Source organism: Arcticibacter sp. (genome assembly GCF_053551015.1).
Genome location: NZ_JBMQOB010000011.1, coordinates 69,259 through 83,997 on the forward strand (window position 1 = coordinate 69,259; position 14,739 = coordinate 83,997).

Sequence of the window (14,739 nt, forward strand, 5' to 3'; positions counted from 1 at the left end):
TAAGACAAATATTACACACCAACAAACTCAATACCTGCATTTTTTGCAAAAAGCTTATCTTCCTCCCCGTTCCCAACGAACACGACTTCACTTGCACTTAATTCATAGTCTTTCAGAATATTGAGCAGCACACCAGGCGCAGGCTTCGCTTCCAGCTCATCGGTAAAAAACACCTTGAGGTAATTCTCCAGACCGTTCCACTCCATGTGCCTGATCTTATTCAGCTGCTGGATAGGGTTTCCGCCGGTTACCAGAAAGATCATCTTCCGATCAACGGTTATCTGCTGCAGCAGATCCAGCATCTCCTTATAGAGAAGAAGCTTCAAGGGCAACTTGGCCTCGCGGTGCAGACGCATGAAATTCTCGCGGTACTTCTCATCGATACCAAACACTTCCTGAGCCCGGTCGAAGATCCCCTCTTTCCCCTGGTGCTCGTAGGCCGTCTTCATAAAGGCGGTCAGATCAGCAGCAGGAGGCACGGTTTCTATATATTCCAGGAGGTTCGCGAAAAGATAATATACCTGCAGCAGGTAATCTTTCTCCGGATAAAGCACATTGTCCAATTCAAAAACAAAGGCTTTTTTAGCGGGATCGAAGTCTGAATAATTAATCATGGCTCTTTTAAAATGAATAGTCATCAGGTGTCACCACGCGAATTCCGTATTCCTCAAACAGCTGCCTGGCGGATACCAAACCCGCTATTTCCTGTGGTTTCAGGGGATACACCTCTTTGATATCGTGATCCAGGCACAAGGCCAGAACCTCATGCACAAACGTGGAAGCATTTTCATCCGGGATCCGCAAAAAACGCTTACTTTTTAACATAAAGGCAGGGAGCTCTGCCGAGTCGGCCAGAATTATATCATCAGGACGGTTCAGTAACCGTTCGAGCTGATAGGCCTTGGATGTTGTCGCTCCGGTAATCAGAATATTCAATCTCTACTCACTTAATATTAGTCCATCTTTCATAAAGACCTTGCGGTCTGACATCTCACCGAGCTCCTCATTATGTGTCACGATAATGAACGTTTGCTGAAACTGGTCGCGAAGATCTTTGAACAGGCTGTGCAGGCTCAGTGCATTCTCTGAATCCAGATTTCCCGAAGGTTCATCCGCCAGGATCAGCGAAGGATTGTTGATCAGCGCGCGCGCTACCGCCACCCGCTGCTGTTCGCCACCCGACAACTCGGAAGGCTTGTGGCTCGCTCTTGAACCCAGGCCCAACATCTCCAGCAGTTCAAGCGCCCTCACTTCCGATTCCTTTTTTCCCTTTTTGGCGATAAATGCAGGAATGCAGACATTCTCGAGTGCGGTAAATTCAGGCAGCAGATGATGGAACTGGAAAATGAAGCCCAGGCGCTGATTACGAAAGGCGCTTAGCTTTGCCGTCGACAATGCGGAGACGTTTATTCCGTCAATAACCACCTGCCCGGCATCTGATTTATCCAGCGTACCCACAATATGAAGAAGGGTACTCTTCCCTGCTCCCGAAGCACCCAGTATCGTCACAATCTCTCCCTTGGCAACATGCAGATCTACCCCTTTCAGGATCTCCAGCTGGCCATATTTCTTGTAAATTCCTGTCGCTTGCAGCATCCGACGAAATTACTTAAAAGAATGAATGTTCGGGTCTTTCGGTATTCTATAAAGAAAAAAAATACTAGCTTTACGCCACGCAAACTTCAAAATAATGAATATTCACGAATATCAAGGCAAAGCAATACTCAAAAGCTTCGGCGTCAGAGTGCAGGAAGGCATCGTTGCCGATACTCCCGAGCAGGCTGTTGAAGCCGCCAAGAAGCTGAAAGAAGATTTTAACTCTGACTGGGTGGTAGTAAAAGCTCAGATTCATGCGGGTGGCCGTGGTAAAGGCGGTGGTGTAAAGCTGGCGAAGAACCTCGATGAGGTTAAAGAAAGAGCAGAGCAGATCATCGGTATGCAGCTTGTAACTCCTCAGACTGGTCCTGAAGGTAAAAAAGTAAATAAGGTTCTCGTTGCTCAGGATGTTTACTATCCCGGAGAAACAGAGCCAAAAGAATTCTACATCAGTGTGTTGCTTGACCGTGCAAAAGGTCGTAACATCATCATGTACTCTACGGAAGGTGGAATGGATATCGAGCACGTAGCTGAAACCACTCCTCACCTGATCTTCAAAGAAGAAATTGATCCTCAGTTAGGTCTTCGCCCGTTCCAGGCAAGCCGTATTGCATATAACCTCGGTTTAAGTGGTGCAGCAATGAAAGAGATGACCAAATTCGTTACTGCTCTTTACAAGGCATACGAAGAAACGGATTCATCCATGTTCGAAATCAACCCTGTCCTGAAAACATCAGACAACAAGATCCTGGCGGTTGATGCCAAGGTTAATCTGGATGATAACGGTCTGTTCCGTCATAAGGACTATGCTGATCTGCGCGACGAAAGCGAAGAAGATCCAATGGAAGTGGAAGCAAGCAAATCAAACCTGAACTTCGTAAAGCTTGACGGAAACGTTGGCTGTATGGTTAACGGTGCTGGTCTTGCCATGGCTACTATGGACATTATCAAATTGGCAGGTGGTGAGCCGGCTAACTTCCTTGACGTGGGCGGAACAGCCAACGCACAGACTGTTAAAGCTGCATTCAACATCATCCTTCAGGATCCGAATGTAAAAGCAATCCTGATCAACATCTTCGGTGGTATCGTTCGCTGTGACCGTGTAGCTCAGGGTGTTATCGACGCATATCAGGAACTTGGAAACATCCGCGTTCCAATCATCGTTCGTTTACAAGGAACAAATGCTGAAGAAGCGAAAAAGCTAATTGACGAATCAGGTCTTAAAGTTTACTCTGCTATCCTGTTGAAGGAAGCTGCTGAACTGGTGACTAAAGTATTGGCTGAAGAAGCTTAATTCTAAAAGCCTTATAATTTGAAAGGACGGTATCCCAAAGGAGCCGTCCTTTTTTTATGCCTGGTATTTCCATCAACTTCTGAAGGTTCAAAGATCACATTTCCTTATGATTTGATAATGAAAGCACATCAACGTATATTGTAGCTATGTCAGACATCAAAAAACTACATACCACCAATTACTTCAACACCTTTATCGAAGTCGCCGAAGATACCAGGGCCCTGAGCGGAACCAGGCCTCCATCTAAGGGCGGAAAAGAAACGGTCGCCGGGATCCAATATGAATTGATTGCCGGGAACCCGTACCAATACACCTCAGATGATATCCTCTTCCAGGCATACGCCCGAAAGAATGATCTGACCGAAGACGAATACCCTCAAAGCAGGGAAGAATTTTTCTCCAAAGGGCAGCCATGCCTCAGAGCCTCGCCGCTGACAAAGACCTATGGCTTCGGAATTCACTGTAATGCTGATGGAAAATTTGCATTGTTCGGAATGGAAACAACCCCCTATCAATCATTAGCAAACGACCCCGAACTCAGGAAAGTTAAAGCCATGCGAACATCAAAAAAGCAGTGAGAGTTTCAAAAACGCTCCGTTTTCATTAAATTAGGTCGATTCACACACAAATTACTGAATGGGACACTTACCGAAACTAATAGAGGACTTAGCATTAATTTTGATTGTCGCGGCCTTCGTGACCTTACTTTTCAAAAGCATTAAGCAACCTTTAGTTTTAGGCTATATCATTGCAGGCTTACTCGTCGGCCCCTACCTCTCGCTTACCCCGAGTGTAGCCGACACAGAGAACGTAAAAACCTTTGCCGATATTGGCGTAATCTTCCTACTCTTTAGTCTGGGACTTGAATTCAGTTTTAAGAAGCTTGTCCGTGTAGGAGGTTCGGCATCGATCACGGCCTTTGTGGAGATTATATTTATCACGACCGCAGGATATCTCGCCGGCCACTGGATGGGTTGGTCTACCATGGATAGCCTGTTCCTCGGGGGGATGCTCGCCAGTTCCTCTACCACCATCATTATCAAGGCATTCGACGAGCTAGGTGTCAAAACCAAGCAATACGCACGTATTGTTTTCGGGGTACTTGTCGTCGAAGACATTGTGGTGATCCTCCTGATGGTATTACTATCCACAGTGGCGGTAACCAAACAGTTTGAAGGAACGGAGATGCTCTTTACCGTGGGTAAGCTCCTCTTCTTCCTGATCCTCTGGTTCCTTGCAGGAATATTCCTGATTCCAACCCTCCTAAGAAAAGCCAAGACCGTCCTCGATGAGGAGACGCTCCTGATCCTGTCCCTCGGTCTTTGTCTCGGGATGGTGGTTGTAGCCACTCAGGTTGGCTTCTCAGCCGAACTTGGAGCCTTTATCATGGGTTCCATCCTTGCCGAAACCACATCCGCGGAAAAGGTCGAGCATATCACCCTTCCTATAAAGAACTTTTTTGGCGCTATATTCTTTGTGTCTGTCGGTATGCTGATCGATCCTGTCACCATAATGGAGCATGGCTGGACCGTCATCGGCGTTACGCTGCTTACCTTGTTTGGTAAGTTGTTCAGTACCACCTTGGGAGCGCTGCTATCGGGACAGCCTCTGAAGCAGTCTGTACAAGTGGGGATGAGTATGGCGCAGATCGGCGAATTTGCCTTCATCGTAGCTACGCTGGGATTGTCGCTAGGCGTTATCAGTGACTTCTTGTTCCCTGTCGCCGTAGGAGCTTCAGCCATTACGACCTTCACCACTCCATACATGATCAAGTATTCGGAGCGGTTCTATAATTTCCTTCAGCGTACACTTCCTGAAAAGTGGGTTAAGAACCTCAACACTTACTCCACCAGCACCCAGAACATCCAGGCGGAAAATGAGTGGAAAGTGGTACTGAAGTCTTATTCGAGCATCGCTTTTACGAACGGGATCATCCTCCTGGCGCTAATGCTGCTGTCTATCAAAATCCTTCTGCCCTTCCTTGACCAGGCAATCACCAACGATATCACACGCAGCGTCATCGCTCTTGTCGTTTCATTCGGTATCGCAACGCCTTTCCTCTGGGCACTGATGGCTAAAAGACCGCACAATATGGCGTATAAAGAGCTGTGGCTGAACAAAAGGTACAACCGGGGACCGCTGCTCGTACTGGAGTTCCTGCGTATTGTCCTTGGCGTTCTGCTGATCGGATTCTGGGTGAATGAGCTATTTCCCACGGCCATCGCACTGATGGTAGCTATACCGGTTATTTCGATCATTCTGATCCTCTTCTCCCAGCGTATACAGCAGTTCCACCAACGATTGGAAGGCAGGTTCCTCTCTAATTTGAATGCCCGCGAAACCGCTCAGGCGGATCTGAAATTACAATCTGAAAATATCCTTCATAGGGAGTTCAATCCCGATACCACCTCCCTCTCCCCCTGGGATGCCCATATGGTGGACCTGGAAGTCAGTCAGCATGCCGAGTACATCGGAAAAACGCTCGAAGAATTGTCGTGGCGGGAAAACTACGGTATCAATATCGCCTATATCAAGCGTGGCGACAGACTGATCTACGCGCCCGCCCGTCATAACAAGTTACTGCCGTTTGACCAGGTGGGTATTATCGCCACGGACGAGCAAATGCAAGCCTTCAAACCTGTGTTTGACGCAAAAGAACAGGTAGAATTTGTTGACTATAAAGTCGAGAACATCGTCGTTCAGAAAATTGTTGTCGATGAACACAACAAGCTCAAAGGCCTCACCGTCCGCAACTCCGGAATCAGAGAGCGTACAAACGGCCTCGTTGTGGGGATTGAACGGAATAATCAGCGTATGTTGAACCCCAACTCCACAACGGTGTTTGAATGGGGCGACATTGTCTGGATCGTTGGAGAAAAGAAAAAGATCCAACTACTGAATACCACTCCCTGATAGCGAGAAGATATTCTCCATCAGCATCCATTTCTCGCCAGGCTTCGCTCCCGGCAAAGGCTTTTGGTATTTCCACATCAAATCTTCCCACTCCTGCACCTTCGGATTTGCAGCATCCAGCTGGTTCTTGCGTTCAAAGCTGAAGGATGCATCCGTTTCCATGATCATGCATAAACGGTTACCAAGACGATAGATCTCAAGACCGAGGATCCCCGACTGGCGGATGCTCTCTTTGATCTCGTCCCAAACCTGTCGGTGCCATCGCACATACTCTTCCATAAGTTGAGGATCATCTTTAAGATCCAGTGTAAGACAATATTTCTGCATCAGATTTCAAGTGTTAAGAACTAAAAAATCATTTCAATAAAAAGCTGCTTAGAAGGTTCCTTTCAGACGTATGTCAAGCTGAGCTTCGAATAGTGATTCGGGCCTGACTATCTCGCCTTGTAGCTGGTTTATGCCTTCATTTTCAAAACTCACCTTTTTATCAGATTGGAATCCTACAAGAATCGGATGAGCAATGGTAAAGTTCCGCCTCCTGCTCATATCCCAAAAGTTGTAATGCCTGTCGGCCGCAGAACGATGCTGGAAGTTCCATAACACCAAATATTTGCCATGATGCGGATACCCGGGCTCCGGACCTCCTAGATTATAGAAGACACCACCTTTGATCGCAATCCTGCGCCTGGGAATAGTAGAAGCCCAATTTAATGCCATACTTCCTGCAGGCCTCAGCAAGGGGCTTCAAGATGTCCTGTTTATAGGGGCTTGTATCGCAGATATCCCAATCCGAGACCTTCGAATCAAAAGTCGCAAATCCGTCATGATGCTTTGCTGTGATGACGATGTATTTCATTCCTGAATCGTGGGCTGTCTTCACCCATTCATCCGCATCGAACTTAAACGGATTAAACTGCCGCCCGACAGACCTGTACTCCCCTACCGGAATCTTCATTCTGTTCATGATCCATTCTGCACCACCCTTTGCCTGCTGGTGCCCTCTGTACTCCCCTGCCAGCTGGACATATACACCAAAATGAATGAACATACCAAAGCGGGCCTCCCGCCACCATTTCATTCGTTCATCCTGAGAGAGGCTGGTTTGTGCCTGGGTAAATAAAGTTGTAAAGAACAGCAAGGAGAGCAGAAAACTTAGTTTTTTAAACATCATAACTCTGAATTTAATTGGTCTGTTTTGTCTCGGCAAGCGGGCTCAAATACGTTAAATCCGGCCGCAAAAATATCCCGCTGATTGGCTATTTAATAAATCATAATGGCCTGCATCATCCAACTCAATCAAAAAACGTTTCCTATAAACTTCTGTCCAGTCAACTATAAGCCTATAATAAGTCCGACTTTTTCTGCTTCTAAGTCGGACTCATCCCGGGCACAAAACTGAATCTATACACAGGCATGTAAATAAATTCCCGGAATAGGGGCTGTACGAATCAGTTAAATAAGTTTACGGTAGTCGCTCTGGCCGCGCTGTAATACTTTAACACTGTTTGACAAATAAATACCATTTTGATTTTGTTTCTTTTTTTAGATTTGCACACATATGAAGCGCACAAAAATCAAAGACCTCTTAAATACGACTGACTTTGGGCAGGAGATTAATGTTCAAGGCTGGGTAAGAACGTTCAGGAACAATCAGTTCATTGCAATCAATGACGGTTCGACGATCAATAATTTACAAGCTGTTGTTGACTTCACCAATACCGATGAGGCCATATTAAAGCGCGTTACTACGGGTGCAGCCGTTTCGGTTACCGGAGATCTTGTTGAATCATTGGGTAAAGGCCAGCGTGTAGAATTAAAGGTTAAAAATCTGGAGATCCTGGGTGACAGCGATCCTGAGAAATACCCTCTGCAGCCAAAGAAACACAGTCTCGAGTTTTTGCGCGAGATTGCGCATCTACGCTTCCGTACCACAACTTTCAACGCCATTTTCAAGATCAGACATGCGCTGGCATTTGCCGTGCATCAGTTTTTTAACGAAAAGGGCTTTGTTTATATGCATACCCCAATCATCACCGGATCAGACGCTGAAGGCGCCGGAGAGATGTTCAGAGTATCTACTATCGACTTTGATAACGTACCACGCAACGAAGACGGTACAGTAAATTATAAAGAAGACTTCTTTGGCAAGTCGACTAATCTGACTGTTTCCGGACAGCTGGAGGGCGAACTTGCGGCCATGGCCTTCGGGGAGATCTATACCTTCGGACCTACTTTCCGTGCAGAGAATTCCAATACCACACGCCACCTCGCAGAGTTCTGGATGATCGAGCCGGAAATGGCTTTCTTCGACATCCACGATAATATGGATCTGGCGGAGGAACTGCTGAAATATTTGATCCGCTATGCCCTTGACCATTGCGGTGAGGAACTTGAATTCCTGAAGTCGCGCTTAATGGAAGAAGAAAAGCAGAAGCCACAGGCAGAACGTTCAGAAATGGATCTGTTAGCCAAGCTGAACTTCTGTTTAGAGAACGACTTTGAACGCATCACCTATACCGAAGCGATCAAGATCCTGAAGAGCTCCAAACCAAACCAGAAAAAGCAATTTAAATACCTGATCGACGAATGGGGAGCTGATTTGCAGTCGGAACACGAACGTTTCCTGGTGGAAAAACATTTCAAGAAGCCGGTGATCCTGACCGACTACCCTGCGGATATCAAATCATTCTACATGCGTCAGAATGAGCCGGATGAGCTGGGTAGAAAAACCGTAGCGGCTATGGATATCCTGTTCCCAGGTATCGGCGAAATCGTTGGCGGATCTCAACGTGAGGAGCGCCTGGAAAAACTGGAACAAAGAATGCACGATATGCACATCCCTGTAGAAGAGATGTCGTGGTTCCTGGATACACGACGGTTCGGATCTGCACCGCATGCAGGCTTCGGGCTCGGCTTTGAGCGCCTCGTCCTCTTTGTTACGGGCATGACCAATATCCGCGATGTGATTGCATTCCCGCGGACACCGAAGAACGCTGAATTTTAAATAATTGACAACATTTTCTAAAGGCCTGGGTTTTAATAGCTCAGGCCTTTTTTAATAACATTTCATTATGCTAATACGAATCTATCCGGAAAATCCTAACCCTAAAGCTATTGAACAAGTTGTCGATGTACTCAGAAACGGGGGAATCATCATCTACCCTACTGATACGATTTATGGACTGGGTTGCGACATCACTAATCAGAAAGCAATTGAAAAAATCTGTCAGATAAGAGGAATCAAGCCTGAGAAGGCAAACTTCTCCTTCGTTTGCCATGATCTGCAGAACATCTCGGAATACGTCAAGCCGATTGACACCTCGGTGTTCCGCCTCATTAAAAAGGCGCTTCCGGGTCCTTTTACATTCATTTTCGAAGCTTCCAACAAAGTTCCGAAACTACTGAGTTCCAAGAAAAAGACTGTAGGAATACGTGTTCCGGACAATTCGATCGCAAGGGAAATCGTGAAACAGTTGGGAAATCCCATCCTGTCCACTTCGATCCGCGACGAGGACGAAATACTGGAGTATTCAACCGATCCGGAACTGATCCACGAGAAGTTTGAAGACCTGGTTGATCTTGTTATAGATGGTGGCTACGGAGGCAATGTCGCTTCGACCGTAGTGGATTGTACTACAGGTGATTTTACCGTTCTCAGAGTAGGCAAAGGCAAATTAGAAGAGTATGTGTAAGCCTCGCAGGCACGGTCCGGGCCCCCATTAAGTCATTTTTTGTAAGTTTGCGGTATGGCTCGTAAAATCAACCTGAAAGCATTCAAAGACTTTTTTAGATCTGGACAAATTGGGGGCGTCCTCCTGCTTTTCTCAGTTGTGATATCACTTTGTATCGCCAACAGTCCTTTGTACGATTCTGTCGAAGACATTCTGCACTACACCTTCGGTCTGAGTACAGCGTCTTTTCAGCTGGAATATTCAACTGAAGTTTGGATCAACGATGGACTGATGGCGATCTTCTTCCTTCTTGTGGGACTGGAGATCAAACGCGAAATTGTAGAGGGAGAGCTATCATCACTCAAACATGCAGCAATGCCCGTTTTTGCGGCACTCGGCGGTATGCTGGTTCCTGCAGCGATCTACGCAGCATTCAATCAGGGCACCCCAACCGCAGGTGGCTGGGGCATTCCTATGGCTACAGACATTGCCTTCGCGCTGGCCATCATTTCGATGCTGGGTGACCGGGTTCCGGCTTCGCTGAAGATCTTTCTGGCTGCCCTTGCAATCGTCGACGACCTCGGTGCCATCGTCGTTATCGCCGTATTTTATACCAATGAGCTACATACTGATCAACTCCTTTACTCAGGAGGCATCCTCGCGCTGCTGGTGCTCTTTAATAAGCTTGGGGTAAAAAACCTGGCTTTCTATCTGATCCCCGGATTGTTCTTATGGTACTTCGTACATCATTCGGGTATCCATGCCACGATCGCAGGCGTCTTACTCGCCTTCACTATCCCAACCAATACAACAGACGAGGAGTCGCCCCTTGAGAAGCTGGAACATAGTCTGACCAAGCCGGTGAACTTCCTGATCATGCCCATATTCGCACTCTCCAATACACTGATTCGCTTCGAAAGCGGAATGGTTGAAGGATTAACCAGCTCCTTGGGAATGGGAATTATAGCGGGACTACTCGCCGGCAAAACTTTGGGTATCTTCCTCTTCTCCTGGCTGTCTGTCAAGTTAAAATGGTCGGGACTTCCTTCAGAAGCACGATGGAAACATATCCTGGGGGTAGGCATGCTGGGCGGTATCGGTTTTACCATGTCCATTTTCATATCTCTTCTATCGTTCAGCGACATAGAGCACCAGTCGGAAGCCAAATTCTCCATTTTAGTAGCATCTATATTAGCGGGCAGCCTTGGTTTTATATACCTGAAAAGCTTGGACAAGACGAAAAAGCTGGAGGACTAACAATAAAGGCCGGGCATTTCAGTTAATATGGAAGAAAACATCACGTTTACTTCTATGAAATCTCGTTCGAATAATATCGTTACCGTTATTCTTTTCCAGGTTCTTCATCTTGACCGTTTGGCGAGATGGTTTAATAAATAAAACACCTGTGTATTGTCAACTTTGAGGCGCAAACAAAGAATCATTACAATCAAGTTCCTCAGATAGAATCAATTTTGTAATTTTGCAAAGTGATTGCAATAAACAACCTTACCTTCGAGATTGGTTCGAGGGCTTTATATGATGAAGCAAATTGGCACATCAAGCCAGGTGACAAAACCGGATTAATCGGGGCGAATGGTACTGGAAAAACTACCTTACTGAAATTGATCGTTGGCGATATGCAGCCAACAAGCGGTACCATCTCGATGGCTAAGGACATCAAGATCGGCTACCTGAATCAGGATCTGCTATCCTATCAATCAGACAAAAATATTCTGCATGTCGCCATGGAAGCTTTCGAGCGCCAGAATCAGCTACACACTGAAATTGAAGAACTGTTAAAGAAACTGGAAACAGACTATTCGGAAGACGTTCTCCACAAGTTAAGCGATAAACAACACGAATTTGATGCGCTCGATGGCTACAACATCGAGTTTAAAGCACATGAGATCCTGGCGGGACTGGGTTTCAGCGAAGCCGACCAAAAGCGTCAGCTGGGCGAGTTTTCCGGAGGATGGCGCATGCGTGTGATGCTGGCCAAGATCCTTCTGCAGGCCCCCGACATTCTCTTGCTCGATGAGCCTACCAACCACCTGGATCTTCCATCCATTAAATGGTTGGAAACCTATTTGCTGGGCTTTGAGGGTGCAATCGTTATTGTATCACACGACAGATGGTTCCTCGATAAGGTTGTAAACCGCATTGTGGAATCCCGTAAAGGTAAACTAACCCCGTATGCCGGTAATTACAGCTTTTATCTGGAAGAAAAGGCATTACGCGGAGAGATCCAGCGCAACGAGTTCAAGAATCAGCAGCAGAAGATCAAACAGGAAGAACAGCTCATTAACCGCTTCCGGGCAAAGGCCAGCAAGGCAAAACTTGCGCAATCACGTATCAAGATGCTGGATAAAATGGAGCGCATTGAGGATGTTGATGATGAAAATCCGAGCGTGAACTTCTCCTTTAAGTTCAGCAAGCAATCCGGCCGTCACGTTATCCGTATAGAGGATGTGAGCAAGGCCTACCCTTCCAACGTCATCCTGAAGCATGCGAACGCCGTGATCGAGAAGGGCGACAAGATCGCTTTAATCGGTGCAAACGGACGTGGTAAATCTACGCTCCTGCGGATCATTGCCGGTGTGGAGACTTTCGAAGGAGCATCAATCACCGGGCACAATGTTACACAAACATTCTTTGCTCAGCATCAGCTGGAATCACTGCACCTGGAGAATGCTATTTTAGAAGAGTTACAGGCTTTCGCGCCTAAACATACCGATACAGAACTCCGCTCTATACTGGGAAGTTTCCTGTTTACGGGGGACGACGTATTCAAGAAGATCAAGGTATTATCCGGAGGAGAGAAATCGCGGGTAGCCCTGGCAAAAGCCCTTACGGCTGATGCGAACTTCCTGATTCTGGATGAGCCAACCAATCACCTGGACATGGCTTCGGTGAACATCCTGATACAGGCGCTCAACCAGTATGAGGGTACGTTCATTGTGGTATCTCACGACCGGTATTTACTCGACAATGTAGCGAACAAGATCTGGTTTATCGAAGATCAGCAGATCAAGGAATATCCAGGTACCTATGCTGAATACGAAGAGTGGCAGTCCAAGCGGCCGGTTGTAGCAGATAAGCCGCAGGCAGCCGTGCAGCCGAAGAAGGAAGAAAAACCTGTAAAAAAAGCACCTACAGAAGACAAAGGCAAGCAGATCAAAAAGCTGAACCAGACGCTTCAGCAGGTGGAAGAAAAGGTATCGCTTCTGGAGAAACAGCTCGCCCAGGCGGAACTGGTTCTCGGACAGGAAGAAACCTATCAGGACAAGAAAAAGCTGGAGGCTGCCAATCAACACTATCAATCTGTAAAGACCGAACTTCAGGCCTATCAGGCAGACTGGGAGAGTCTCGCAGAACAGATTATGGAGCTTGAATAAGCAGTTCGACATATCTTATTTGCAGCCAGGAGCTACGCGTTTTGCGATAGTCCTGGCTGCTTTGTTTTATATTATCCTGCCGGTTCAGGCACAAGAAACCGTATTTCAGGACCAGGTGTACAACAAGGCGCTGCGCTCGGTTGAGTTCTATAACAGGAACAAAGAGCAATCCCTGCCTCTTATTCACTTGAACTCGTCGGACGAGCTGCTGCTCAGCTTTGACGACCTCCGGGAAGGCAGCCGCTCCTACGCGTATACGATTGAGCATTGCGATATGAACTGGAAGAGCAGCAGGCTCTCCCCTCTCGACTACTTGGATGGCTTTGGTGAAGACCGGATCAACGATTATGACGTGTCGCTCAATACCCTCCAGGGATATACACATTATCAGCTGTCGATCCCGAACCAGACGGTCCGCCCTAAGATAGACGGCAATTATGTGCTTAAAGTTTACGAAGAAGGATACCCAGAGCGTGTGCTGCTGACGCGCAGGTTCTATGTCCTCCAGGCTGCAGTGGTTCTCCGTTCGGAGATTATGGCACCCACCCGCGTTTCGGACCGTAGAACCAATCAGAAGATCAACATAACCGTAGAGCACCCGCAGCTGAATATTCAGAATCCATATACCGAGGTGCAACTTGTCGTGAGGCAGAACGGCCGTCCCGATGCAGAGCAAATTGCGAGGCACCCCAATCAGATCAGATCGGGACAGCTGGTTTATAATGACCTCGGCACCCTGGAGTTTAATGGCTCAAACGAGTTCAGGAAGTTTGATATCCGCACCCTTCGCCTGCAGACCGAGCAGGTGGAGCAGATCTATAAAGATTCGGTGAACACGGTTCAGCTGCTGCCCGATCAGCCCCATACGGCATCCAACTACTCCTCCACTTTCGATGAGAACGGGAGTTTTTTTATCAGGAATCAGGAGGGACGAGACCCGGCTACAGATGGCGACTATGCCTACGTCACGTTTACGCTTGAGGCGGCACGCCCTGGTGTAGATGGAGATGTGTATGTAGTGGGTAAGTTCAATGATTATCGACTGGTGGATAAGCTGGTCTATGACGCTGAGCGCTCACGTTTTTATGGCTCTGTTTACCTTAAACAGGGACTGTATGACTATCAGTACGTGTGGGTAGATAAAAATAATCCCCTCAAAGCCAGCAGCACCTTGTTTGAGGGCTCATTCTTCGAAACAAAAAACAGTTATCAGGCATTCTTGTACTATCGGCGACCCGGATCCCGGTGGGATCAGCTTGTCGGATTCCATGAATTCAACAATTAATTAAAAATACTCTATGACAGTTACCTCCAAGCCAGCAAGCTATTCATTCACCATCATGAATGAACTTGTTTTTCCGAATGACACGAACCCACTTCATAATCTGATGGGAGGACGCTTATTGCATCTAATGGATATTGCAGCGGCGATCTCCGCGCAAAAGCATTCTAATCATATCGTGGTGACAGCCTCTGTGGATAACGTGTCATTTAAGCATCCGGTAAAGCTTGGAGATGTGATCACGATACATGCAAAGGTGACACGGGCATTCAGCACTTCGATGGAGATCAGGCTGGAAGTATTTTCAGAAAACATTCATCCGAACAGCCGCATCAAGAGCAATGAGGCATACTATACCTTTGTAGCGCTGGATGATCAGGGCAATCCTGTACGTGTACCTGAGCTCATACCGGAGACTGATGAGGAGAAGCTGCTATTTGAAACAGCTCTTTCCCGCCGTGAGCTTCGCCTGATCCTGGCGAACAAGATGAAGCCGGAGAATGCAACTCAGCTAAAGGCGTTATTCTTTCCCGAAGGTTAATTGGAAAAAAAGGCTGTAGATGCCCCCTACCCGGATTCATCTACAGC

General features: G+C 47.1%; 15 protein-coding genes. 9 read left to right on the forward strand and 6 right to left on the reverse strand.

Going from position 1 to position 14,739, the window contains the following annotated elements; translation table 11 throughout:
• Window positions 1-11 precede the first annotated feature (11 nt).
• From ACO1NU_RS07390 to ACO1NU_RS07400, 3 genes are read right to left on the reverse strand one after another with little or no spacing between them, the layout of a single operon-like run.
• The gene (locus ACO1NU_RS07390) at window positions 12-614 is read right to left on the reverse strand and encodes an HAD family hydrolase (protein WP_448817836.1); all 603 of its coding nucleotides are present in this window, start codon (window positions 612-614) and stop codon (window positions 12-14) included.
• 7 nt (window positions 615-621) lie between these two features.
• Window positions 622-936 (reverse strand): hypothetical protein, encoded by a 315-nt coding sequence (locus ACO1NU_RS07395; RefSeq protein WP_448817837.1) that lies wholly within the window; start codon window positions 934-936, stop codon window positions 622-624.
• 3 nt (window positions 937-939) lie between these two features.
• Window positions 940-1,596: an ABC transporter ATP-binding protein gene (locus ACO1NU_RS07400; RefSeq protein WP_448817838.1), complete on the reverse strand. Its 657-nt coding sequence runs from the start codon at window positions 1,594-1,596 to the stop codon at window positions 940-942.
• 94 nt (window positions 1,597-1,690) lie between these two features.
• On the opposite strand from ACO1NU_RS07400, the gene sucC reads away from it, so the two are divergent.
• The 3 genes from sucC to ACO1NU_RS07415 all read left to right on the forward strand — a co-directional run bounded on the left by sucC (window position 1,691) and on the right by ACO1NU_RS07415 (window position 5,803).
• Window positions 1,691-2,890 carry an ADP-forming succinate--CoA ligase subunit beta gene (sucC, locus tag ACO1NU_RS07405; protein WP_448817839.1) on the forward strand — a complete coding sequence of 400 codons (1,200 nt, stop codon included), beginning with the start codon at window positions 1,691-1,693 and terminating at the stop codon, window positions 2,888-2,890.
• A 146-nt stretch (window positions 2,891-3,036) separates the two neighbouring features.
• The gene (locus ACO1NU_RS07410) at window positions 3,037-3,468 is read left to right on the forward strand and encodes a DUF6157 family protein (RefSeq protein WP_448817840.1); all 432 of its coding nucleotides are present in this window, start codon (window positions 3,037-3,039) and stop codon (window positions 3,466-3,468) included.
• A 58-nt stretch (window positions 3,469-3,526) separates the two neighbouring features.
• A complete protein-coding gene (locus ACO1NU_RS07415; RefSeq protein WP_448817841.1) occupies window positions 3,527-5,803 on the forward strand; it encodes a cation:proton antiporter domain-containing protein in 2,277 nt (758 codons plus the stop codon).
• On the opposite strand, the gene ACO1NU_RS07420 is transcribed toward ACO1NU_RS07415, so the two are convergent.
• The 3 genes from ACO1NU_RS07420 to ACO1NU_RS07430 are packed head-to-tail and all read right to left on the reverse strand — an operon-like array spanning window position 5,783 to window position 6,974.
• Window positions 5,783-6,130, reverse strand: a complete 348-nt coding sequence (locus tag ACO1NU_RS07420; protein WP_448817842.1) for an L-rhamnose mutarotase — start codon at window positions 6,128-6,130, stop codon at window positions 5,783-5,785. The genes ACO1NU_RS07415 and ACO1NU_RS07420 overlap by 21 nt on opposite strands.
• Before the next feature lie 48 nt (window positions 6,131-6,178).
• Window positions 6,179-6,520 (reverse strand): DUF4955 domain-containing protein, encoded by a 342-nt coding sequence (locus tag ACO1NU_RS07425; protein ID WP_448817843.1) that lies wholly within the window; start codon window positions 6,518-6,520, stop codon window positions 6,179-6,181.
• A complete protein-coding gene (locus ACO1NU_RS07430; protein ID WP_448817844.1) occupies window positions 6,453-6,974 on the reverse strand; it encodes an alpha-L-fucosidase in 522 nt (173 codons plus the stop codon). The genes ACO1NU_RS07425 and ACO1NU_RS07430 overlap by 68 nt, the downstream gene beginning before the upstream one ends.
• Before the next feature lie 387 nt (window positions 6,975-7,361).
• Between ACO1NU_RS07430 and asnS the strand changes: the two genes are divergently transcribed.
• The 6 genes from asnS to ACO1NU_RS07460 all read left to right on the forward strand — a co-directional run bounded on the left by asnS (window position 7,362) and on the right by ACO1NU_RS07460 (window position 14,692).
• Window positions 7,362-8,807 carry an asparagine--tRNA ligase gene (gene asnS, locus ACO1NU_RS07435; RefSeq protein WP_448817845.1) on the forward strand — a complete coding sequence of 482 codons (1,446 nt, stop codon included), beginning with the start codon at window positions 7,362-7,364 and terminating at the stop codon, window positions 8,805-8,807.
• 67 nt (window positions 8,808-8,874) lie between these two features.
• The gene (locus ACO1NU_RS07440) at window positions 8,875-9,495 is read left to right on the forward strand and encodes an L-threonylcarbamoyladenylate synthase (RefSeq protein ID WP_448817846.1); all 621 of its coding nucleotides are present in this window, start codon (window positions 8,875-8,877) and stop codon (window positions 9,493-9,495) included.
• Between the two features lie 54 nt (window positions 9,496-9,549).
• Window positions 9,550-10,731, forward strand: a complete 1,182-nt coding sequence (gene nhaA / locus ACO1NU_RS07445; protein ID WP_448817847.1) for a Na+/H+ antiporter NhaA — start codon at window positions 9,550-9,552, stop codon at window positions 10,729-10,731.
• A 230-nt stretch (window positions 10,732-10,961) separates the two neighbouring features.
• Complete coding sequence (locus ACO1NU_RS07450; RefSeq protein WP_448817848.1) at window positions 10,962-12,869, forward strand: ABC-F family ATP-binding cassette domain-containing protein; 1,908 nt, start codon at window positions 10,962-10,964, stop codon at window positions 12,867-12,869.
• Window positions 12,862-14,154 (forward strand): type IX secretion system plug protein, encoded by a 1,293-nt coding sequence (locus tag ACO1NU_RS07455; protein ID WP_448817849.1) that lies wholly within the window; start codon window positions 12,862-12,864, stop codon window positions 14,152-14,154. The genes ACO1NU_RS07450 and ACO1NU_RS07455 overlap by 8 nt, the downstream gene beginning before the upstream one ends.
• Window positions 14,155-14,167: 13 nt before the next feature.
• Window positions 14,168-14,692, forward strand: coding sequence for an acyl-CoA thioesterase (locus ACO1NU_RS07460; RefSeq protein WP_448817850.1), 525 nt, complete (start codon window positions 14,168-14,170; stop codon window positions 14,690-14,692).
• Window positions 14,693-14,739: the final 47 nt, after the last annotated feature.

What these genes read in the sequence shown, in the direction of transcription:
- ACO1NU_RS07390 (WP_448817836.1), bottom strand. Translation starts at nt 614, where the DNA reads ATGATTAATTATTCAGACTTCGATCCCGCTAAAAAAGCCTTTGTTTTT.
- ACO1NU_RS07400 (WP_448817838.1), bottom strand. Translation starts at nt 1,596, where the DNA reads ATGCTGCAAGCGACAGGAATTTACAAGAAATATGGCCAGCTGGAGATC.
- sucC (WP_448817839.1), top strand. Translation starts at nt 1,691, where the DNA reads ATGAATATTCACGAATATCAAGGCAAAGCAATACTCAAAAGCTTCGGC.
- ACO1NU_RS07410 (WP_448817840.1), top strand. Translation starts at nt 3,037, where the DNA reads ATGTCAGACATCAAAAAACTACATACCACCAATTACTTCAACACCTTT.
- ACO1NU_RS07415 (WP_448817841.1), top strand. Translation starts at nt 3,527, where the DNA reads ATGGGACACTTACCGAAACTAATAGAGGACTTAGCATTAATTTTGATT.
- ACO1NU_RS07420 (WP_448817842.1), bottom strand. Translation starts at nt 6,130, where the DNA reads ATGCAGAAATATTGTCTTACACTGGATCTTAAAGATGATCCTCAACTT.
- ACO1NU_RS07425 (WP_448817843.1), bottom strand. Translation starts at nt 6,520, where the DNA reads ATGGCATTAAATTGGGCTTCTACTATTCCCAGGCGCAGGATTGCGATC.
- ACO1NU_RS07430 (WP_448817844.1), bottom strand. Translation starts at nt 6,974, where the DNA reads ATGATGTTTAAAAAACTAAGTTTTCTGCTCTCCTTGCTGTTCTTTACA.
- asnS (WP_448817845.1), top strand. Translation starts at nt 7,362, where the DNA reads ATGAAGCGCACAAAAATCAAAGACCTCTTAAATACGACTGACTTTGGG.
- ACO1NU_RS07440 (WP_448817846.1), top strand. Translation starts at nt 8,875, where the DNA reads ATGCTAATACGAATCTATCCGGAAAATCCTAACCCTAAAGCTATTGAA.
- nhaA (WP_448817847.1), top strand. Translation starts at nt 9,550, where the DNA reads ATGGCTCGTAAAATCAACCTGAAAGCATTCAAAGACTTTTTTAGATCT.
- ACO1NU_RS07460 (WP_448817850.1), top strand. Translation starts at nt 14,168, where the DNA reads ATGACAGTTACCTCCAAGCCAGCAAGCTATTCATTCACCATCATGAAT.